Annotated in this window: 18 protein-coding genes; 3 read left to right on the top strand and 15 right to left on the bottom strand. The window is 32.7% G+C overall.

Annotated features, from left to right (window positions below):
- Positions 1-58: 58 nt before the first annotated feature.
- The 10 genes from ebgA to NBE98_RS04945 all read right to left on the bottom strand — a co-directional run bounded on the left by ebgA (position 59) and on the right by NBE98_RS04945 (position 13725).
- On the bottom strand, positions 59-3148 hold the full coding sequence (ebgA, locus tag NBE98_RS04985) for a beta-galactosidase subunit alpha (RefSeq protein ID WP_250813200.1): 3090 nt from the start codon (positions 3146-3148) through the stop codon (positions 59-61).
- Between the two features lie 203 nt (positions 3149-3351).
- Positions 3352-4860: a DUF1846 domain-containing protein gene (locus tag NBE98_RS04980; protein ID WP_250813198.1), complete on the bottom strand. Its 1509-nt coding sequence runs from the start codon at positions 4858-4860 to the stop codon at positions 3352-3354.
- Between the two features lie 463 nt (positions 4861-5323).
- A complete protein-coding gene (locus NBE98_RS04975; RefSeq protein WP_250813196.1) occupies positions 5324-5449 on the bottom strand; it encodes a cyclic lactone autoinducer peptide in 126 nt (41 codons plus the stop codon).
- Positions 5415-6050 carry an accessory gene regulator B family protein gene (locus NBE98_RS04970; protein WP_250813195.1) on the bottom strand — a complete coding sequence of 212 codons (636 nt, stop codon included), beginning with the start codon at positions 6048-6050 and terminating at the stop codon, positions 5415-5417. Before NBE98_RS04970 ends, NBE98_RS04975 begins: the two co-directional genes overlap by 35 nt.
- A 27-nt stretch (positions 6051-6077) precedes the next feature.
- The gene (locus tag NBE98_RS22395) at positions 6078-6209 is read right to left on the bottom strand and encodes a hypothetical protein (RefSeq protein WP_284703601.1); all 132 of its coding nucleotides are present in this window, start codon (positions 6207-6209) and stop codon (positions 6078-6080) included.
- A 173-nt stretch (positions 6210-6382) separates the two neighbouring features.
- Entirely contained in the window at positions 6383-7483 is a 1101-nt protein-coding gene (locus NBE98_RS04965) for a sensor histidine kinase (protein ID WP_250817476.1), read from the bottom strand.
- Positions 7484-7698: 215 nt separating this feature from the next.
- Positions 7699-8412: a LytR/AlgR family response regulator transcription factor gene (locus tag NBE98_RS04960; protein WP_250813193.1), complete on the bottom strand. Its 714-nt coding sequence runs from the start codon at positions 8410-8412 to the stop codon at positions 7699-7701.
- A gap of 125 nt (positions 8413-8537) precedes the next feature.
- Positions 8538-10295, bottom strand: coding sequence for an ABC transporter ATP-binding protein (locus NBE98_RS04955; RefSeq protein ID WP_250817475.1), 1758 nt, complete (start codon positions 10293-10295; stop codon positions 8538-8540).
- 9 nt (positions 10296-10304) lie between these two features.
- On the bottom strand, positions 10305-12101 hold the full coding sequence (locus NBE98_RS04950) for an ATP-binding cassette domain-containing protein (protein WP_250813191.1): 1797 nt from the start codon (positions 12099-12101) through the stop codon (positions 10305-10307).
- Positions 12102-12114: 13 nt separating this feature from the next.
- The gene (locus tag NBE98_RS04945) at positions 12115-13725 is read right to left on the bottom strand and encodes an RNA polymerase sigma factor (RefSeq protein ID WP_250813189.1); all 1611 of its coding nucleotides are present in this window, start codon (positions 13723-13725) and stop codon (positions 12115-12117) included.
- A 694-nt stretch (positions 13726-14419) separates the two neighbouring features.
- Between NBE98_RS04945 and NBE98_RS04940 the strand changes: the two genes are divergently transcribed.
- From NBE98_RS04940 to NBE98_RS04930, 3 genes are read left to right on the top strand one after another with little or no spacing between them, the layout of a single operon-like run.
- Positions 14420-15088 carry a hypothetical protein gene (locus tag NBE98_RS04940; protein WP_250813187.1) on the top strand — a complete coding sequence of 223 codons (669 nt, stop codon included), beginning with the start codon at positions 14420-14422 and terminating at the stop codon, positions 15086-15088.
- Positions 15085-15363, top strand: a complete 279-nt coding sequence (locus tag NBE98_RS04935) for a hypothetical protein (protein ID WP_250813186.1) — start codon at positions 15085-15087, stop codon at positions 15361-15363. Before NBE98_RS04940 ends, NBE98_RS04935 begins: the two co-directional genes overlap by 4 nt.
- A 2-nt stretch (positions 15364-15365) precedes the next feature.
- Positions 15366-15971 carry a DUF2871 domain-containing protein gene (locus NBE98_RS04930; RefSeq protein WP_250813184.1) on the top strand — a complete coding sequence of 202 codons (606 nt, stop codon included), beginning with the start codon at positions 15366-15368 and terminating at the stop codon, positions 15969-15971.
- A 541-nt stretch (positions 15972-16512) separates the two neighbouring features.
- Here the strand turns inward: NBE98_RS04930 and NBE98_RS04925 are convergent.
- The 5 genes from NBE98_RS04925 to NBE98_RS04905 all read right to left on the bottom strand — a co-directional run bounded on the left by NBE98_RS04925 (position 16513) and on the right by NBE98_RS04905 (position 22122).
- Positions 16513-17469 carry an ABC transporter ATP-binding protein gene (locus NBE98_RS04925; protein ID WP_250813182.1) on the bottom strand — a complete coding sequence of 319 codons (957 nt, stop codon included), beginning with the start codon at positions 17467-17469 and terminating at the stop codon, positions 16513-16515.
- Entirely contained in the window at positions 17469-18488 is a 1020-nt protein-coding gene (locus tag NBE98_RS04920; protein WP_250813180.1) for an ABC transporter ATP-binding protein, read from the bottom strand. Before NBE98_RS04920 ends, NBE98_RS04925 begins: the two co-directional genes overlap by 1 nt.
- Positions 18489-18506: 18 nt before the next feature.
- Positions 18507-19427: an ABC transporter permease gene (locus NBE98_RS04915; RefSeq protein ID WP_250813178.1), complete on the bottom strand. Its 921-nt coding sequence runs from the start codon at positions 19425-19427 to the stop codon at positions 18507-18509.
- Between the two features lie 14 nt (positions 19428-19441).
- Positions 19442-20389: an ABC transporter permease gene (locus NBE98_RS04910; protein ID WP_250813176.1), complete on the bottom strand. Its 948-nt coding sequence runs from the start codon at positions 20387-20389 to the stop codon at positions 19442-19444.
- Positions 20390-20457: 68 nt separating this feature from the next.
- Positions 20458-22122 (bottom strand): peptide ABC transporter substrate-binding protein, encoded by a 1665-nt coding sequence (locus tag NBE98_RS04905; protein ID WP_250813174.1) that lies wholly within the window; start codon positions 22120-22122, stop codon positions 20458-20460.
- Positions 22123-22142 lie beyond the last annotated feature (20 nt).

Below are 22142 nucleotides of genomic sequence, written 5' to 3'. Positions count from 1 at the left end.
TATTTTAATGCATCATTGGTTTTATGATGCAAATAAACAAATTAACAAACGGTTTATCCTAATCGCAAATAACTTCTTTAGCTAGTGAAATATCTGATACTTCCTTATTATTGTAAAGTGATAGCTTCATAGAAATTCTAAAGGGTTCAAATTTGCATCTATATTTTTCAAGTTGATTTTGACCGCAGGAATTGCTTCCTAAACCATTTTGCTTATAGTCTAAATTCAGATTTATATAGTCCCTCTTTTCTAAATCTATAGTGTGCTTTGCTCTTTCTAAATCCTCAGCCTCATAGTACATAGCACTAAAATCAAACTTTTCCTTTGCTACCGCCATGATTCCCATGCCTCTATCGCTTATAAGCCTCACCCATTTACAATCGGTTCTGTTTCCATTCTCTTGCGGCTTTACATAGCTTGTAAACAGCTCATCTATATTCTTTTCATAAATTCCATAAAGGTTGCATTGCTTGGAATCTGAATAGGACTCTCCAGGGCCCCTTCCACTCCATCTAGCAGCAAAGCATTGCTTATTTAATCCAAGTTTTACCCCTATTCTTGGAAGCATTGCTGGGGCATTTTCAATTCTTCCGCATGGTGTTCCACAAACCTCAAACAATATATCCCCGCTTGGATATATCTTATATTCATAACAAGAATCATAATACCATGCGCTATTTGTACTTCCGTTAACAGTATTAGCACGAATATATACATGGCTTCCTCTATCTTCAAAGTAGAATTCCTCTAGGCTTTCCTTCATAAGATGCATAAAATACTTGTTGTAATAGTCCTCCAAAAGGTACATATCATTGTCAATAGGTGCTCTCCAAAAATTGAGCTGTGGTCCTTTATTTATAATTTTGTATCCATCCTTTTCAGCCCAAAGCATAGTACCTCTTACTTTATCAAAACAGATTTTAAAATCCGCTCCTCTTACAAGCAGCCTGTAATCTTCCTCCAAAAGCTGAAGCTTTCCTTGAGGCTTTACCTTTATAATTTCTTCTTTTGATGGTAATTTGAACTGAGCAGTTGCAACTTCATGACCACATTTAGCCCAGCTTAAATCTTTGTTAAGCTTGTAGGATATATTTAGGTAGTAACTACCATTCAACTCTTCTGAGAGCTCCTTGTTATAACCAAGCTGGATTACTTTCTCATCTCTAGGCATTATGAAGCTTATATCCTCTTTTCCGGTATATATAACTTGATCATCCTTCACGATGGAATAAAACATATCAACATACTTGAGTGCAACAAAGTCATATCTATTTATTACCTTAATTTTTCCCAGCACTAAATCTTCTGGATTAGTATGGATCGGCTCAATAACCTTCTTATATTCAAGAAGTCCAGGTGAAGGAGTTCTATCCGGCATAAGCAAACCATCTATACAGAAATTCTTATTAGTCGGATCATCTCCAAAATCTCCTCCATAGCTGTAATACTTATCTCCAGCCTCTCCAAAACTCTCTATGCCGTGATCAAACCACTCCCATATAAACCCACCCTGAAGCTTATCGTGAGCATAGAACAAATTTTGGTACTCTTTCAAATTTCCAGGTCCATTTCCCATAGCGTGGCAATACTCACAGATTATATGCGGCTTTTTCGAGTTATCAATTATTTTTTCCATAGTCAATCTATTTGGATTTTCATGCTCAAGCCAAGTGTACATAGTAGAATAAACGTCAGCCACTTCAGCCTCTCTATCGCCTTCATAGTGAATAAGCCTTGTAGAATCAATTTCTCTAGCAGCTTTAGCCATTGCTTTAAAATTAGTTCCAAAGCAGGACTCATTGCCTAGTGACCACATTATAATACTTGGATGATTTTTATCTCTTTCAATCATTCTTTCAATTCTGCTTACATATGAAAGCTGCCAGCTTGGGTCATCCGTAATCCACTTATAATCATTAGTTAACTCAAAGCCGTGGCATTCTAAGTCAGTTTCATCCATAACATACATTCCATGCTGATCACACAAATCGTATAAGTACGGAGAATTAGGATAATGGGAAGTTCTAACAGCATTGATATTGTGCTGCTTCATAAGCTTAATATCTTCTTCTATTTCTTCTCTAGATACTACCCTTCCATTAACAGGATTAAAATCATGCCTATTAACACCTTTCAGCTTAATTGCAACTCCATTTACTAAAAATTTATCTTCCTTTAGCTCTATCCTTCTAAACCCTATCTTCTGAGGTATTACCTGCTTTATTTCATCATTCTCCTTAAAGGTTATAATCAAAGTATAAAGGTTAGGCTCCTCTGCAGACCACTTTAGAGGATTAGGCACTACTTTTTCAAACCTTAACTTTTGTTTTGTCACCTGCTGCTCTTCTAAAAATAATTGATTGTTTTTATCATCTATAAGTTCATAGCATATAGAATACATGCTTGCCTCATTATCGCTAACATTTCTTAAAGCTGTATCTACAGTTAACTTTCCATCATTATAGCTGTCATCAATATCTGCAATTATGTAGGTATCTTCTACCCCGGTTATAGGTTCAGCGAAAAGCTCAACATCTCTGAATATTCCGCTAAGCCACCACATATCCTGATCTTCTAAATATGTGCCGTCCGACCATTGATATACTCTCACAGTACAATTATTCTTGCCCAACTTTACGTAATCGGTTACATCAAACTCAGAAGTTAGCCTGGCTCCTTTGCTGTATCCAACCTCTCTTCCATTAACCCAAAGATTAAAGGCTGAGTCTACTCCATTAAATCTCAACACTATTCTCTTATTAAGCCAGGCTTCATCTATATAAAACTCTCTTCTATATATTCCTGTTGGATTTTCTGTTGGCACATACGGTGGCCTTATAGGAAAGTTGTACCATACATCAGAGTAATGCATTTTTCCATAGCCCTGCAGCTGCCAGTTGCCTGGTACCTCAATATTATCCCAGGATGAACAATCATGATTTTCTTCATAGAATCCTTTAGGAGAATATTCTGGCGCCTCCAAATATAAAAAATTCCACATTCCATTCAACAGTTTATATGCTTTACTGTATTTTTTTTCATTTAATAATGCGCTTTCCCTATTCACATATGAATTAAAATAAGTTCTGCTATTCAATCTATTAATATGATTGATGTTTATATTTTCCCATACCTTTAATTCCCTCACATTCATTCCCCCCACAGTCATCTCTTCTTTAAAATAAATCATGTTAAAATATTACATTATTTACTTATTTATATTTTACTGAATTTTATTAATTTTTTCAATAGTTATTTTACTAAAATTTTATCAAATTTATAAAAAAATTTAAGCGTTAAATATATGCACAGCACTTTGGCTTTTCATACATTTAACGCTTTTAATTTATATTAATTGCTATAGTAAAGATTTTCAGAAGGATATTCCGGATCGCTAGTTATATCAATATCCAATTTTCTAAAGGTTTCTTCATCGTGTCTGCTAAGTATAGTAGTTGAGTGAGCCTGACAGCTCTTTAAAAGAGAAAGTTTTCCTAGTGCTGCTTCTGCCATTGGATTTGTTGCAGCACATATGCTTAGCGCAATTAATACCTCTTCGCAGCTTAATGCAGTATTTCTGCTTCCTAAGTCTTTAGATTTTAAGTTACTAATTGGTCCAAGTATAACAGGAGAAATTAAATGCATGTCGTCTGCTATATTTGCCAAGTACTTAACTGCATTTATAACTACAGCAGCAGTTGCATCCATTACTTCTGAGCTTTTTCCTGTTAGAATTGTTCCATCATGAAGCTCTAAGGCTACTACAGGACAAGGGTCGTTGCTGCCACAAGCCTTCTTTAACTCTGCTGAACGTTCCCTAGCAGGCATAACAACTCTTCTATCTTCTTGCTTTAATTTTAACTCATCTAAAATAAGCTTTATTCTCTGATAGGTTTCCTTATCAACATAACCTTTCTTATATTCACAGCCCACCTTGAAGTATCTTCTAATTATTTCTTGTTTTGAAGCTTCTTTAATTATCTCATCATCAACAATACCAAAACCTACTCTGTTAACTCCCATATCTGTTGGGGATTTATAAACAGATTCTTTTCCTGTAATCTTTTCAATAATTCTCTTTAAAACAGGGAAGGTCTCTATATCACGATTATAGTTTACAGATACCTCATTATAAGCATCAAAGTGGAAGGAATCTATCATGTTAACATCCTTTAAATCTACCGTAGCAGCTTCATAAGCTATATTTAAAGGATGCTTTAGAGGAACATTCCACACAGGGAAAGTTTCATATTTTGAGTAACCTGCAGCAATTCCTCTTTTGTTCTCATGATATAGCTGGCTTAAACAAGTAGCTAGCTTTCCACTTCCAGGCCCTGGCGCAGTCACTACAACTATTGGCTTTGTTGTTTCAATATATGGATTTGAACCATAACCCTCGTCACTTACTATAGTATCAACGTCCATAGGATATCCAGGAATAGACTTATGCTTATAAACCTTTATTCCTCTTCTTTCAAGCTTATTAATAAATATTGTTGCAGCTGGCTGACCATCATATCTTGTTATAACAACACTGTTTACATCAAGGTCATAGCTTCTTAAATCATCTATAAGTCTTAAAACATCCATATCATAAGTGATGCCAAAGTCACCTCTTATTTTGTTTCTTTCAATATCACCAGCATATACACATATAACTACTTCAAGCTTATCCTTTAGCTGATGAAGGACCTTTATCTTCGCATTTTCATCAAAACCAGGTAAAACTCTTTTTGCATGAAGATCAAATAATAGCTTTCCCCCGAACTCTATATAAAGCTTATCGTAGTTGTTAACTCTTTCTAATATAAACTTGGATTGTTCCTCTAGATACTTCTCATGATCAAAGCCTTTTTTCATATGTTCCACTCCTTCGTAAGCTATAAAATCTATTTTATAAAACTACATAAAACCACATAATTCTTCAACCTTTTTATTATGCCACAAACTAATAGCAAAGTAAAACATTAATGTTTAAAATAAATAAAAAGACCTTCAATACCTAGTCTGTATTGAAGATCTGTTTTGATTAGTCTTGTTGAACTGTTATTAAAGTTTATTGTTTCTATCTCATTAATAGCCAACTATTCAGCTATTAAATAAATAGATAAACATTTAAGTATTTAAATATAAGAACAAATAAATATAAGAATATGTAGTAATTATGCGGCTTACAGCCTTATCAACAAATTTTAGATATGCTAAAATGGGGTATTAAAATAAAATACCCCTTTAAAAAGCTAAGTCAATGTGGGATTCACATTCGAACTCGTAGAAATAGATTATAAACAGTTCATAACATTAATATATTTACCGACAAACTTTACTTCTTTAATTTCTTGGGCACCTCAGGCTGATACACATAGTAGGTTGAAACGCTTGAATTTGCTGTTGAAGCAATTTTTCTAGTTAGTTTAGCAACTACTTTCAATATCTTTTCCTTGTTCATCTTGTACACCTCCCTTCAAAAGTGAAATTAACATAAGAATGGCTACAGCCATCACAGTTAAGCTAACCATAAAATAAAAATCAACTGCGGACTTGTTAAAATAAAGTCCTAGTAGAGTGAAGAAAAATATAATTGCAATTATTATCCTACTGATTTTTCTGTACTTAGTCTTTTCGTTTTGTGATAATGGATTGTTTTTGTGTTCTATAGGAGACAATTTATATATAATTAGCGAAGAAATAATTACGCAAGAAATCCCCACAGTTATTTTTAAGTCATTAGGCACAATATAGCTTAGAAGCAGCTGACCTAAATATATTGTCATAGATATAGTAAAGCAGCTATTGAATTTATTGGCATGGTATCCGCCAGTATAGGTTCTTAAGGATATAAATGTAAGCATAAACCCTAAGGTTAGAGGTATTTCATGAAATATTATGCCTAAAGTTAATAAGCTTCCCGTAACAATCAAAGTCGATAATATAACTTGCAGTCCATATATGTAAATGTCCCTGTCATCCATATCTATAATTTTATTTCTTAATAAAACAATTGTTATGTCTTCAGCAATATTTGTTAACACTTGTCCACCTTCTTTCAATTAGATGATAACTTCCTCTAAATAACTTTATTTACTAAGCATCTTAGTAAAAAGTTCAATTAACATAATTGGTACAATAAGAATCAAAGGAATAGAAATAGAAATAATTATAACAATAATCTTTTTGAATAGCTTAGACTCAAAGATAGACTTTTTCATAATTTATAACCCCTCTTTAATAGTTGTTTAGCATGTAATAAAAAAATGTTATCCCCTTGGCAAGAGCTGTCTTAGCTTGTCTCTTTTATTGCCAAAAGCATAACATATTTAAAAGCTTTTATGTTGTTTTCCTACCGAATGGTATGTTTTTCCTACCGAATGGTAAATCAGCTCTAAATCTTTAATAGAATCTTCACTGTAAATACATTACTATCATAATCGTATTCAACAGAACCACTATATTTTTCAACTATACTTTTGATTATTTTAGTTCCTAAACCATGATTTTTACTATCTTCTTTTGTAGTCTTAAATTTATGTGGTTCCAGCAGCGGATTCACATTAGAAGTATTTGAAACTAAAATGAGCAAATAGTCTTTATAGGGATTAATTTTAACTTTTACTTTTCGTTCATTCCCTTCATTGATCTTCATGGCAGCTTCAAGGGCATTGTCAATAACATTAGCTAAAATTGCACACAAATCCATAGGTTTTATATCTATCTCCTTTGGAACGGCTGCAGCTACGTCCATATTTACACCTAACTTTGATGCTTGTTCTGATTTTTGATTCAATATGGCATCTACAATATCATTACCGCTTCGAATTAAATTAGAATTTATCGAGGCAATTTCATTTACTTCCTCAATATATTTTTTAGCTTCTTCAATTTTATTACTATCTATAAGAGCTTTTATGCAAAACATATGATTTTTGAAATCATGACCAAGCTTGCGGGTTTCTTTATAAACTTGTTCCCTGTCCAAATAGTACTTTTCCATAGACTCATTTCTTACTTTAATAATATTATAAGTCTGCTCCTTTTCGTAATATCTGCTAAGTTGTATAAAAATATATTGAACAAATACGTTTATTACCAAAATCCCACTGCAGGTTACTACAAAATAAACAGGTTTATGTGAATAGTAAGGGGTTGATACTCCTATTTCTCCAATAACCATCAGTATTATTAATGAAATTATAAAGATGCTCATCATCATATACCAATACTTTAATGGAATATGAAGCTTATCATGACCTATAAAATGATGTACAAACTTTAATATAAATAATAAAACCATCTTTGATAAACAAAATAAGAACACCCTAAACCATTCTTCAGTAAAAATAACTTCTTGTATGTTAAGCTTCATTATAATTCCTAATATATTTGCTGTAAGTACATCACATAATACAAGGAGCATAAAAAAGACAAGGGTTAGAATCATTTTGCTTTTAACACTTCCTCTGTATATGACTATAGCAAATAACATAGATATCAAAACTATCACCATAAGCTTGCCATTAGAGAAAGGGAGATTTTTTGACAAAAACGAATTAATAATAAAATATAAAACAACAAGCAGAGTATTAGCAGCGCTATTAAACCTTTTCCTTAATATCATTGATAGAAAGTAAAAGAATAGAGCACATTCAATTAAGCTAAAAATATACTCAAGTAAGTTCCAGCTAAAAAGTTCCAATATTATCACCTCGCAAATAAGGTGAAAGCTTTTTTCACCTCGGTAGCCTTGTATCTGCTCATTGGCAGCTTCTGCCCAGTATCCAAGGTTATATCAATTTTCCCAATACTAAAGATACATTTAAGATTAACAATACACGTTCTATGAAGCATAACAAAATCCTTATTTATAAATTCAGTAACTAATTCGCTAAATTGAACACCAATTATACCGTAATATTCTTCCTTTGTCTTAAGGAATACTTTTCTGTTAACGCACTCAATATACAAAATATCCTCAATATTAAACTTTACCTCACCATATTCTGTCTTAAATATGTATTGGTACATAACGCTGTTTTCTTGTACAGCTAATATAGCTTCACTTAATGCTTCCTGAAGCTCTTTGTCTAATTTTCTTTTACGTATATACCTAAAAGGCTTGTACTTAAAAGACTCATATACTAGCTCTTCCATTGAAGTTAAAAATATTATAATTACCTCCTTATTAAAGCTTCTTATAATTTCAGCTGTTTCAAATCCGCTCATTTTAGGCATATCTATATCTAAAAAAAGTATATCAAGTTCATTTCCCTGATTTGTATCTCTAAGCAGCATATTTGCATCTACAAAAGTCTTTATGTCAACCTCAATCTTAAGCTTATCAGTAGCCGCTTTTACTTTATTGCATACGCAGCCTAGTATAACATCATCATCATCGCAAATTGCTATTCTTATCATAAATCCTCCATTTAAACTTTAATTACAATAACTTACTGTTATTGTAATATTTTTATAATTAAAAATCAATTTTAGGCTGCTAATTATCTGCAATAAAATAATAATTAATGTTGTTTATATCCTTCTCATGCTACATACCAACTTTCCTGATTCTTATACATCTTTGCATATTCCCCATCTAGATTCATTAAATGATGGTGAGTTCCTTCTTCAATAATCCTACCGTTTTCAAAGACGACAATTCTATCTGCCTTTTTAGCAAAACCTAGACGGTGAGATATAAAAAACACGGTTCTACTCCCTGCAAGTCTATAAATCAAATCATATATTTCAATCTCAGAAATTGGATCAAGGTAAGCTGTAGGTTCATCTAAAATCCATACTGTTGCTTTATCATTTGTTAGAAGTCTTGCTATAGCCATTCTCTGCCATTGTCCTTTAGATAATTCTATACCTTCTTCAAGCTGACCAAGCCTTGTGTCTATACCATTTGAAAGTGAAAGCACATATTCTTTAAGACCAACCTTATCCAGAAAATCAATTATCTCATTATCGCTAAACTTATATTCAATATTTCCAATCTCTATATTTTCTCTTATTGTCATTTGATACTGAGAAAAGTCTTGAAGTATACATGATATGCTGTTTCTAAGCAGAGAAAACACGTTATCGGAGTTTTTGTCAGCTTCAATATTTCCATCAAAGTTTTTAGTAAGAGCCATCAAAAGATTGGTAAAGGTTGTTTTACCGCTTCCATTATGTCCAACTATGGCAATTTTTTCACCTTGATTTATTTCAAAATTAAAATTATCTAGAGCTTTAGCTTTTGATTGTGGATAAGAATATACAACATTACTAAAACTGATATTGCCTTTTATAGTCTCATCATTAAAACGCTTCTCTTCATCCTTTAAATCTAGAATATCAAAAAAGCTTTTCGTAAACTTGGTTTCTATTTTATCTTTATTTATACAATCCTGAACTCCTCCGAAAGTATTAACAATATTGTTAAACATGCTTTGACAAAGTATCAAAAACCCTATTTCATACCTTCCGATTACAATTTCATAAGAAACATAAATCATCATAAGTATATATGGCGTATTTAAAATAATTCTAGCAGTTTGAAGAGTAATTTCATATTTTTTAAATATTTTAAGTCTAAGCTTATACTCCTCATCAAAATATTTTTCCCACCTGCTGCTTACAAAATTGAACATCCTGTTAAATCTATACTCCTGGTGCTCAGTCTTATTTCCACTTATGCCAAAGAAGTAATTCTGTTTTTGACTGTAAGGCTGTATTTTATCCCATATATCTCTTACTTCATTAAATACTCTATCAGATACTTTGATTGAAGATACAACTAGAGTTAAATATACTATAACAGCAAAAAAATTTATTTGAGACAAAAAAAATCCATAAACAAAAATATATATGAATGTAGTAATATAAAACATGCTACTGTCTATTAAAGAAAGCATGGAGGAAAGAGATTTTGTTCTCACCTCATAAATTTTCACAGAGGTTTCGTGCTTCTCATAGTAATCCCATAAAATCGTACTCAATTTTGAATTTAAGTCTTTTTCAAACCTAAAAGAAATCTCAAGAGTTATTTTCTTCAAAAGTAATTGCCTTAATATAGATGCTGAATAAAGTAGTGCTAAAGCTAATCCATATAGAATTATGACATTCATTTCTCTGTTAAAACCTTTTGAAGTTTTAGTAAAGAGCCTGTATACCGCATTGGTAATAAATTCCATTGACTTAAGAACTACAACTGTTTCTACAACAGACATTACATTTAATAAAACATAAACCATATACTTAGTAGGTGAACATTTAAATATATACTTATTTGTTTTTAAAAAGCTGCTAAGCATGTACTTCACTTAACCTACCTCCTCATACAATTCCTTTTGAGATGTGAAAAGTTCAAAATATTTTCCTTTAAGGTTCATAAGCTCTTCATGTGACCCCTCTTCAACTATGCTGCCCTTTTCCATAATGCATATCCTATCGCTAAGCCTTGCGAAGCCTATACGATGAGATATTAAAACAGCAGTTTTCCCTTCAATAATCTCTTTAAACTGATTTAACATTCGCATTTCTTCTATAGGGTCAATAGAAGCTGTAGGCTCATCAAGTATTAAAATTTCAGGCTCGCCCATATAGGCTCTTGATAAAATAACTTTCTGCCACTGTCCTCCGCTCAAATCCTGACCATTTCTATCATATTGCTTACCTAAAATAGTATTTTCTCCATAAGAAAGCCTTTGAATTAATGTGGTTAAGTTTCCTTTTCCAATAGCTTTATCAATCGCTGATTCATCTTTCATTTTTTCTGTCATTCCAATAGCTACATTTTCCTTTAAGCTTATACTGTATTTTGAAAAATCCTGAAAAGCTATACCGAAATATTTAAACAGTTCCTCTTTCCTTAATTTTGAGATATCAATACCGTTGATGCTTATTATGCCAGTGTAGTTTTCCAAAAGGCCGCACATTAATTTTGATAAAGTACTCTTTCCGCTGCCATTGTACCCTAGTATGCTTACAACCTCCCCCTTTTTTAATGTAAAATTAATATTCTTCAAGTTATCTTCTGCACTGTGAGGGTATTTATAACGTATATTTGTAAGTTTTAACTCCTCAAAATTATCACAGCATAGCTTAGGTCTATCATTTTTATTATTAATTATATTTTCTTTATCCAGCGTGCCTACGAAGCTGTCATACCTTTCTGCATATTTATATTTCTCATTAATTTCACTGCTTAATATACTTGCGAAATTTGTTATACTTCGACTTAATGAAGCAACTATGGTTATTAAAAATACGCATTCCCCTGCATCAATACGTCCCTTAAAAACCATATATACAAAATAGATAGACATGCCTTTCTCCATTGCTATCTGGAGAAGTCCTATTATGCTGCCAAGTAATATAGCCTTTACGTCAAAGTCAAACTTAGCTTTACAATACTTTTTATAGCTAACTTCCCACTTTTCAAGAAATAATTCCCTAAGTTTGAATATCCTAAGTTCTCTTACATTATCTCTTCCAGAAAGCAGCTCCTTAAAATAAACTGCCTTTCTTTCATCCTTTACATACCCTTCATTTATCTCTATCTTCCTTTTCACCAAGTATTTATTTAGAAAGGTAAGGCAAAATGTAATAATTAAAATACATATTAGTATGTATAAATCAAAACTTACTATGGCAGTTGCAGATAGAATAATACTAAAAATAGACATCAACAGATTATTAAATATAGATACTGTTATATCTGTTGTAGTGCCAATATTATTTTTCACGAACTCGTAATCATTGTAAAAGCTATTGTCATAAAACTTATCCTGATTTGTTATATAGCTTTTATATAAAAACATTTTTGAAAAAAGCTTTTTGGACTTTCTTGTATATATTGATACAATCATGTTCTGAAAGTTAAAATAGTTGCCTCCAAGTGTTATTCCAATAAAAAACAATAATGAAGGTAATACAACAGAAAAGTTAAATACATGAGTTTTCTGAGCTTCTATTATAGAATTTACAAGCAGTTTACTTGAATAATTAGCCGCAAACCAAGAAAAAGCTATTAAAAATATAAACGCTATATTTAATGAAAAATATACTGGAGATGATATTATAGTAATTTTACAAAAGTTAAATACCTTTTTTAGCATAAAATCACCGCCTTTATTCCTTCCACAGGAAAGTTGTCAGCGCACCTTTTTCTTCTTCTCTTGGTGTACGCAGTCTACCTACACGTTCTACATATTCCATGCATCCTACTATAATATTACATACGTCATTAACTGCCCTGTATTTAATATCATTATCAGGTATGGTAGCTGGGGTTCTTCCCTTCCAAAGCTTATAGCATTTATCTGCCAAGCCTTTAAGAAGCTCCTTTGTATTAAGCCTTTCAAACTCTGCATCCATAATCTCATCAACAGTTTCTTTTTCTTCTTTTGTCATTATAGGAAAGTTAAAGGCTACTTTTTCATCTTTAACAGATAAATATCCAAGTTCAACATATTCTGCAATAATTATTTTTTCAAATTCATTCGGTACTACATTGTTTCTAACTACTTCAGCTGTTCTCCAAAGTTTAACTAAGTCACTCTGATTAAATTCTCTCCATTTTAGTCCTTCAAAGTATGAATCAATCTGATAAGAATGTAAGTTAGAATCCGACTCCCTTGTTTTAAGTCCTTCGCATTCATAGCGAGGATATATTTCAGGGTATTTGCTGTCCTTGTATCTTATATCTTCTCCTATTTCTACACTCCCATTAGCTATATATTTCCCTCCATCCTTGTGTTCTGGGGGTGATGCTTTGATGAGTTTTTTATAATCCTCTACCGTATTCAATAGTCTTTGAATGTAAAATGGATAGAAGGTCCACATTAAAATATCATCATCAATTTCACAACCTATAAATCCAATTTTTTTTATTTTTGAAAGTATACTATATATTATTTCATAAATTGTCAGTGCGATTTTTCCTGACTTTTCAATCATTAAATCGCGAAGAGGAATATTATCTTTAGGCTCATATACAAAAAATGATGTCTGATACTTATTTCCTATTTTCTTTATGAGGTCAGAATACTCTAAGTTTTCAACTGCCTCTTCTATAAAAGCGCAGCCCACCTCCAGCCTTCGTGATATTTCCTCTATAGTAAGGGGTTCTTTATAAGCCGTATATGCAATGTTTTGATATAAAAGGCTCTTAAAATAGGAATTCGGTTCATTATTTCTTCCCGGACTCCCACAATATCCAACCAACATTTTTATAGGACGATAGCTCTCCATACTGCCTGTCATGTTTATTTCCTCCCTTAATTTACGTTTTGCTTCATATATATACCATTTTACAGTTCCTTGGGGTAATCCTAGTTCCTCTGATATCGTCTTTACAAGCTTACCTTCAAAATAAAACTTTATTAGTACTTCTCTATAGGTTTTGCTCATATAAGCAAGCTCCTTACGCATAATGAGTATAAGTCTTTGCTTTTCATTTTCCTCTATCATCTCATCTATCTCATTTATACCGCTAAACTCTCCAAGCATATCTATATTTAAATTATTCCAATGCTTCTTTTGTCTGCGATAAAAATTTGACCAGCTGTAAAGACAGATTTTATAAACATATGCATCTATATTATCAACCTTATTTATTTTTTCAGAAGAATTATAAAGTGCTATAAGTATATATTGAGACAAGTCTTCTGCATCTTGTATATTATTTGTTTTAGATACAGCAAAGCCAAATATTTTCTTTGCATAAAGTCCAATATCCATAATCATCACCCACTTTAAAACTGTTTATATAATATAAGTAGCACAATAAATCAAAAGGTTGGATTATTTCTAAAATAAAAAAATATGTTAATATATAATAATTAACATACTAAGACAGTATAAAAATGTCGCTTTCTTACGCATAAACGAAAAATATAAATCATGCAAATAAACCACATATTTATCATTAGCCTTCTTTTGTATATACTTCTTGCTACATTAATAGTCTCACAAGAAATGTATCTTTTCCATAAATGTTCACATTCGTAAAATTCTATGGGTTTGAACTAAATAAACTATAAAATAATTATAACATAATAATGTAAAATAATGTCACATTATTCCTCATTCTCAATTAATGAGTATATACTTCGCTTTCGAAGTGTTACGTAATTGCTGAAGATTAAACTTTAGAATTTTAAAATTATTATCTATGTTTTTGATTTAACATTAAATCCTAAAGTGTATTTTAAATTTTATTAGTTATTTGTAATCCTCTGTATTATTACCTTCAGTTCGTTGACAAGCAATATTATATGTGCTATAATGAACATTGTTCAGGTTACCGTTACTATAAATAAAATATTAACTTCTAGAGAATCAATTCTCTGTAAGCATTACATATGCCCACCTATGGTGGGTATTTGCAGCAAGCAAAGTGAACAACGTTCAATAAGGATTAAGGAGGATTATTATGCAAGCAATTATGGAAACTTTATTTGATGTGGTATATTTAGCCACAGTGGTTACTCTCGGAGTACTTATGATAAAAAAATCTAAAGGCAATAAACAATATATGTTGTTTGGTATCATGGCAGTGGTACTTGGTGCAGGCGATTCATTCCACCTTGTTCCCCGTGCAATTGCAATGTGTACAACCGGACTTGAAAATTACACTGTTCCACTTGGAATAGGTAAATTCATCACCTCCATTACCATGACTATTTTTTATATCTTGCTTTACTATGTTTGGAGAAAGCGCTATAACATCAGCGAAAACCAAGGCCTTACCATAGCACTTTATCTTCTTGCAGCTATAAGAATTGTTTTATGCTTATTCCCTCAAAATGCATGGACAAGTGCAAATGCACCTATATCCTGGGGAATTTACAGAAACCTTCCGTTTGCTATCATTGGGCTAATTATTATAGTTATATTTTATAAAAGTGCAAAAGAACATAATGATATATCATTCCGTTTCATGTGGCTCACTATTGTATTAAGCTTTGCTTTTTATATTCCTGTAGTTTTGTGGGCTGATGTTTACCCACTTATCGGTATGCTTATGATTCCAAAAACCTGCGCCTATGTTTGGACTGTATGGATTGGATATAACGACATGATAAGGTGTGAGAAAAAATGAAAAGGCTAATACCTAAGGTTACACCAAAATATCTGCTGCTGATTGCGGGTATTGTATGGCTAATTGCTGGTGGAAATATTCTTAAGATTGGTTTTACAGAATTTATATTAAACTGGCATGGAAACATCATATATTTATTAGAAGTTCTGTTAGTTTTTATGATATTTATGGGATTGATATTTTATCCCTTAGTAAAAAACATCATCTTCGTATATCGCAGATTAAGGAAGAAAAGGTTCCATTTTATCAATTCTTTGATAAAAAAAGCTATTTGATTATGATATTTATGATTACAGGAGGCTTGCTAATCCGAAATTTGCATCTTCTGCCTGGAATTGCAATAGGTGTTATATATTCCGGCATAGGCTTCTCGTTAGCGGGCGCAGGAATCTTATTTCTTAAAAGATTTGCATCCACAGCTGGAACCAATAATAAAAAAGGGGTTGAAAATTTAATTATGAAAAAATATATTAATATATCATTTATTTACGCAATTGCTGCTCTTTTCAGTGGTGTGTTTTACCGCGAATTCACAAAGGCATTCGCATTTACAGGCAAAACTACCCTTGCCTTTACACATCTTCATTTCTTTGCTCTAGGTACCATAATGTTTTTACTGGTAGCAATATTTAGCTGCATCACTAATTTATCAGAGCAAAAACAATTTAAACATTTTATGAGGTTTTACAATGTAGGCTTACCTTTTGTGGTGACAATGTTTTATGTAAGAGGTATTACTCAAGTGCTTGGCACAGAGCTATCAAAGGGAATGTCCGCTGCTATATCAGGCATCTCAGGGATTGCACATATTATAATGACAGTTGGTATTGTTATGCTCTTTTTAGCACTGAGAAATAGTCAAGCTATCAAAAGGCTCGAATAAGCATTGGTCTGCTCGTTAGCAATGAATTACTACCTTGAAAATTTAATTTATGATTATTCTAAAAGGTATTTTAAAGTTAAAAGTTTTATCTTATAATAAACTATATACACTTATACAAAAAGAAGGTGAGCTATTGAAATCTGCCATACTAAAGGATATTTTCAAGTGCACTAAGATTGCTCTTTTTATTTCTTTGGGCATAGCTATATTCTTCACATTAATCTACTATATTTTCTATAGTAACAACGACATATCATTACTTAACTTTATTAAGAATAACTTATATTACGTAGGCTGCTTTGGTTTCCTTATTAGTTCAGGATTTTTTATCCAGAAAAATGCTACACGACCACTTACATATCAAGATTCATGGAACAAAATGTTTTCAAAATTAAATCTTGGATTTGTTGTAATGTTTGTGTCTTTATTCATCTGCTTTTATGGGATGATTATTCAGCTTTCTTTAGAAACTAGAATAATATAAAAAGGGATTAATATAGTATTACACTACTATCATTAATCCCTCTTTATTTAGTGTTTTTTAATATAGATGACAGGCTACATAATGACCTGCACTTATTTCTTTAAGTGATGGATTCACTTCATTGCATATTGGCTTTACATACTTGCACCTTGCTCTAAATCTGCAACCAGGCTTAGGGTTTATTGGACTTGGTACTTCTCCTTCTAATGCAATTCTTTTTTTCATCCTTTCGTAGCTTGGGTTAGGTATAGGAATTGCAGAAAGAAGTGCTTGTGTATATGGATGCTGTGGGTTTTTATAAAGCTCATCACTGCTTGCAAGCTCTACCATACACCCTAAATACATTACTCCAACTCTATCTGAAATATGTTTTACCATAGATAAATCATGTGCAATAAACAAGTAAGTTAAATCAAATTCATTTTGCAGGGTTATTAGCAAATTAACAATTTGTGCTTGAATAGATACATCTAAAGCAGATATTGGCTCATCACAAACTATAAATTTTGGATCAATAGCTAAACATCTTGCAATTCCTATTCTTTGTCTTTGTCCGCCAGAGAATTCATGAGGAAATCTGCCAGCATGCTCTTTATTTAGTCCTACCAATCGAAGCAGCTCATATATTCTATTTTGCTTATCGCTTTCACTGTACATTTTAAAGTTGTCCATTCCTTCGGAGATTATATCTCCTACGGTCATTCTTGGGTTTAAGGATGCATATGGATCCTGAAAAATTATTTGAGCATTCTTTCTAAATTCCTTCTTCTCTCCTTTATTCATCTCATAAATATTTTTACCTTCAAAAAGTGCTTGACCATCTGTAGCTTCATACATTCCTAATATAGTTCTTCCGCAGGTAGTTTTTCCACATCCTGACTCTCCAACCAAACCCAACGTTTCTCCCTTTTTGATAATAAAAGAAACATCATCAACAGCTTTAAGGATTTTATCATTTCCAACATTAAAATATTTTTTTAAATTTTTCACTTCAACTAAAGTATCAGGCTTCATTACAATTCCCTCCTTATGTCTTCAGCTAAGTCTACTTTAAAGGCTAATGGATGCTGAAGCCAGCAGGCTACCTCATGGGTATCACTTATTGTGCTTACTTCTGGATACTTAATTCTACATATCTTCATACAATACTTGCATCTGCTTGCAAAACCGCACCCCTTAGGTGGCGCCAGCAAATCTGGAGGTGTACCTTGAATAGAAACTAGTTTTTCTTTATTTTTTAACTCTAGCTTTGGAACAGCATTTAACAGCGCTAAAGTATATGGATGCTTTGGATTTTCGAATAATTCATCAACAAAGCCTTTTTCAATAATCTTTCCCGCATACATAACCGCGATTTTTTGGGCCATACCTGCAACTACTCCAAGGTCATGTGTAATCATTATTATTGCTGTTCCTAATTTTTTTTGCAATTCCTTTAATAAATCCATAATTTGTGCCTGTATAGTTACATCTAATGCAGTTGTTGGTTCATCCGCAATTAGTAATTGAGGATTACAAGCAAGCGATATTGCTATCATAACCCTTTGGCGCATCCCACCAGAGAACTGGTGAGGATATTGCTTTATTCTTTCTTTCGCATTAGGTATATTGACCATTTCAAGCATTTTTACTGCTTCTTGTAATGCTTCAGCTTTGCTCATGCCTCTATGTATTATTAAACTTTCAGCAATTTGATTTCCAACTCTCATAGTAGGATTTAATGAAGTCATTGGATCTTGAAAAATCATGCTTACATCTTTTCCTCTATAATGCTGCCATTCCTTTTCGCTAAATTTTAGTATATTCCTGCCATTAAATAATATTTCACTATCTTCCTTTATCTCTCCTGGAGGGGTATTTATAAGCCCCATTATAGTTTTTGAAGTTACAGTCTTGCCACAACCTGATTCTCCAACAATAGCAAGTGACTCACCTTTGTCTAAAGCAAAGGAAACTCCTCTCACAGATTGAACTTCACCGGCATAAGTATGATATGAAACTTTTAAATTATTTACTTCAAGTAGTTTTGACATGCTGTTTTCCTCCTTTTCCTACTGGCGAAGTTTAGGATCTAATGCATCACGAAGTCCATCTCCAAGAAGATTAAATGCCAGCATAGTTAAACTTATAGCTGCTGCTGGAAAAAATAATTCGTGAGGATAGTAGGCCATCTGCTGCTGGCCTAGAGAAGCCATGGCTCCCCAGCTTGTATATGGCGGCTGAACTCCTAATCCTATGAAGCTTAAAAATGCTTCAGCAAATATAAATCCTGGTACCTGAAAGGTTAGATTAACAATTATTACGCTTAACGTGTTAGGCAAGAGATGCTTAAGAACAATTTTCATAGGGGAAGATCCCAACATTTGTGCTGCCAATACATACTCGCTTTCTTTTAGTTGCAAGACTTGACCTCTAACAAGTCTCGCCAATCCTGTCCAGCTTGTTATGCATAATGCAATAATTAAAGAAGCAAGACCCTTCCCTAAGGATATAGACACAAGAATTACAATAATCATATATGGTATTCCAACTATAACTTCAACAATACGCATCATTATGTCATCAACCACTCCGCCAAAATATCCGCTTATTCCACCATAAATAGCTCCAACTATTAATGACACAAAAGCTCCAACAAGGCCGATTACAATTGAAACTCTTCCACCAACCCATATTCTAATAAAAATATCTCTACCTAGCTCGTCCATTCCAAACCAATGAGCCTTGCTTGGCACCTGATTAGCAAATTCAATAGCTTGTTCTTTAAAATTCATTTTTGAAAGCATAGGTATGAAAATACATGCTAGTATTATAATAATCAACATGAGCATTGAAAGCATTGCTACTTTATTTTTCTTCAGTCTTCTCCAGGCATCCTGCCAATATGTAATACTTGGTCTGACGATAGCATCTGAAACTTCCTTATCGTAGCCAACTACTTCAAATAATTCTTTATCAATTTTTGTTTCCATTGCATTAGCACCTCCTATCTCTTTTCTCCAGTTATTCTAACCCTCGGATCTACAATTCCATAAAGTATGTCCATAAGAACTATTGAAACAACAAAGAAAAATGAGAAGAAAATAGTAGTTGCCATAATCATAGTAAAATCTCTTCCATTTATACTTTCAACATAATACATGCCAAGTCCTGGAATACAAAAAATTCTTTCAATAATAAAAGAGCCTGTAACAATGCCTGCTATTTGTGGAGCAATCATTGTTATAATTGGAGTTATACTATTTCTTAGTATGTGTTTCCTAATAATTGCCCACTTTGAAAGTCCCTTAGCCTTTGCAGTTTGAATATAATCATTATTTAATACATCTAAAACAGAGGTTCTCATGAATCTTGAATAGGTTGCAATACTTCCAAAAGAAGCTGCCAGGGTAGGTAAAATTGTATATTTAAAGCCTGAAGTCCATATATTTTCAGAAGGCCATCCGATTATAGGAAGTATTTTCCCACCTAACGTTTTTTGTAATAATGCAGCTAAAACAAAGCTTGGAACTGATACACCAACCAAAGCAATAAATATAACAGAATAATCTACCCAAGTGTTTCTCCTAAAGGCAGCAATTATCCCAAATAATAATCCAACTACAACTCCAAGGCATATAGCCTGAAGTCCTAATCTAGCTGATGCTGGAAACTTTTCTTTGATTATTTGATTAGCAGTAAGTCCTGGACTCTTCATAGACTCTCCAAGATTACCTTGCGCTACATTTTTTAAATAGATAAAATATCTTTCTACTACAGGCTTATTTAGGCCCCATTTTTCTCTTAAGTTTGCTTCTACTGCCGGTGGTAATAACTTAGTGCCAGTTTGTATTGGATCACCAGGTAACGTATTCATAAGAAAAAAAGTTGCTGTGACAATTACCCACATAGTAAGAATTAAGTATCCTACTCTTTTTAAAATGTACTGGGCCATACTAAAACCTCCTTCTAGGTAAGTAATACTGCAGCCGGCATTAGCCTGCTGCAGTATTTATATGTGAATTATTTCTTTTCTATATAAGCACGCTTTAATTCATATGCTGGTCCGCCTGCTTCTATATCAAGACCTTTTACATAGCTTTGCATGTAATTAGATGCAACATTGAAGGTTAACGGAGCGATACCTGCTTTATCAGCAATTAAAATCTTCTCAGCTTGTTTAAACATTTCAAGTCTCTTACTCATATCTGATTCAACACTTGCCTTTTTTACTAACTCATCGTATTGACTATCTGAGAAAAATGCTGAGTTGTTTCCATCACCAGTTATAAATAGTCCCATAAAGGTCATTGGATCGTTATAGTCAGCGCCCCAACCAGTTTGAGCTACTTGGTAAGTTCCCTTCATTATCATCTTGTTAAAGGTTGCACCATCGCTGGCAGTGTCAATTTTAACTTTAACTCCAAGGTTCTTCTCCCATTGGCTCTGATAGAATTCACCTACTACTCTTGTATCTGCATTTGCATTTCTTTGTAAGAAGGTTACTTCAATTTGCTTGCTTGGGTCTAAACCAAGTTCTTGTAAGCCTTGCTTTAACAATTCCTTAGGGTCTTGTCCCTTTACTTCCTTTAGAGGTTCTGCAACTACTTCTCTAAATATCTTATCCCCATTATTTAAACCGTATGGAACGAATCCATATGCAGCTTGATCTTTTTTAGTAATATTCTTTACATAGCCTTCTCTATCTAATGCTAATGAGAATGCTAATCTTACCTTTGCATTAGTAAAAATTTTGTTTGGATCGTTATTGTTAAATGCTATATATCCTACACTTGGATAATATCCAATTATTGATGTTACCTCACCCTTATCAATTTTATCTTTAAGCTTAGTTGAATACTCCTGCTTAACATTCTGTATTAAATCTAAGCTCTTTCCATCAAACATTTGCTGTCTTGTCGCTTCTTCAGGTATTAAATTTATATTCACTGTTTCAAGCTTTACAGATTTAGCGTCCCAATACTTTTCATTTTTCTTTAAAACTACCTTTGAACCCTTAACCCATTGATCTACAACAAATGGCCCTGAATATACTAATACTTTAGGATCTGTACCATAAGACTCGCCAGCCTTTTCCACTATATCCTGTCTAAGTGGTAAAACATTAACAAAATTCATTAATTGAAGGAAATAAGGCGTTGGTGTATTTAATGTAAACTGTAAGGTTTTTTCATCTACTGCCTTAACTCCTATATCTTCAGCTTTACCTTTATTTGTGTTGTATGCTTCTCCACCTTTTATAACATAAAATATTCCTGCATTAGGACATGCTATTGAAGGCTCAAAAAGTCTTTTAACTGCATACACATAATCTTGTGCTGTAACCTTTTTCCCATCTGTCCATGAATAATCTCTTAAATGAAAGGTCCATGTAAGCCCATCTGCCGAGGTCTCCCACTTTTCTGCACCTGCAGCTACTAGCTTCTTATTCTCCAGTCTTACTAAGCCTTCTTGAGTTTCTTGTGCTACAGTGTTAGATGCAGAATCAGCCAATTTTGAAGTATCAAGAGTAGCTGGATCCTGTGTAGTTGCCACATTGATCACTTGTGGAGTATTGTTTGCACTGGAGTTTGTTGGTGTTGTGTCACTTCCTTTGCATCCTGTAAGGATAGAAGTCATTGTCAAAACTGTTGTGATAGTGATTGCCAAAAGTTTCTTTTTACCCATAGAAATGTACCCCCTATAAT

The sequence above is a fragment of the Clostridium swellfunianum genome, from assembly GCF_023656515.1.
In the GTDB taxonomy this organism is placed as follows: domain Bacteria; phylum Bacillota; class Clostridia; order Clostridiales; family Clostridiaceae; genus Clostridium_AT; species Clostridium_AT swellfunianum.
Note: the sequence above shows the minus strand (reverse complement) of the source record. Positions and strands in the feature narration are given on the sequence as shown.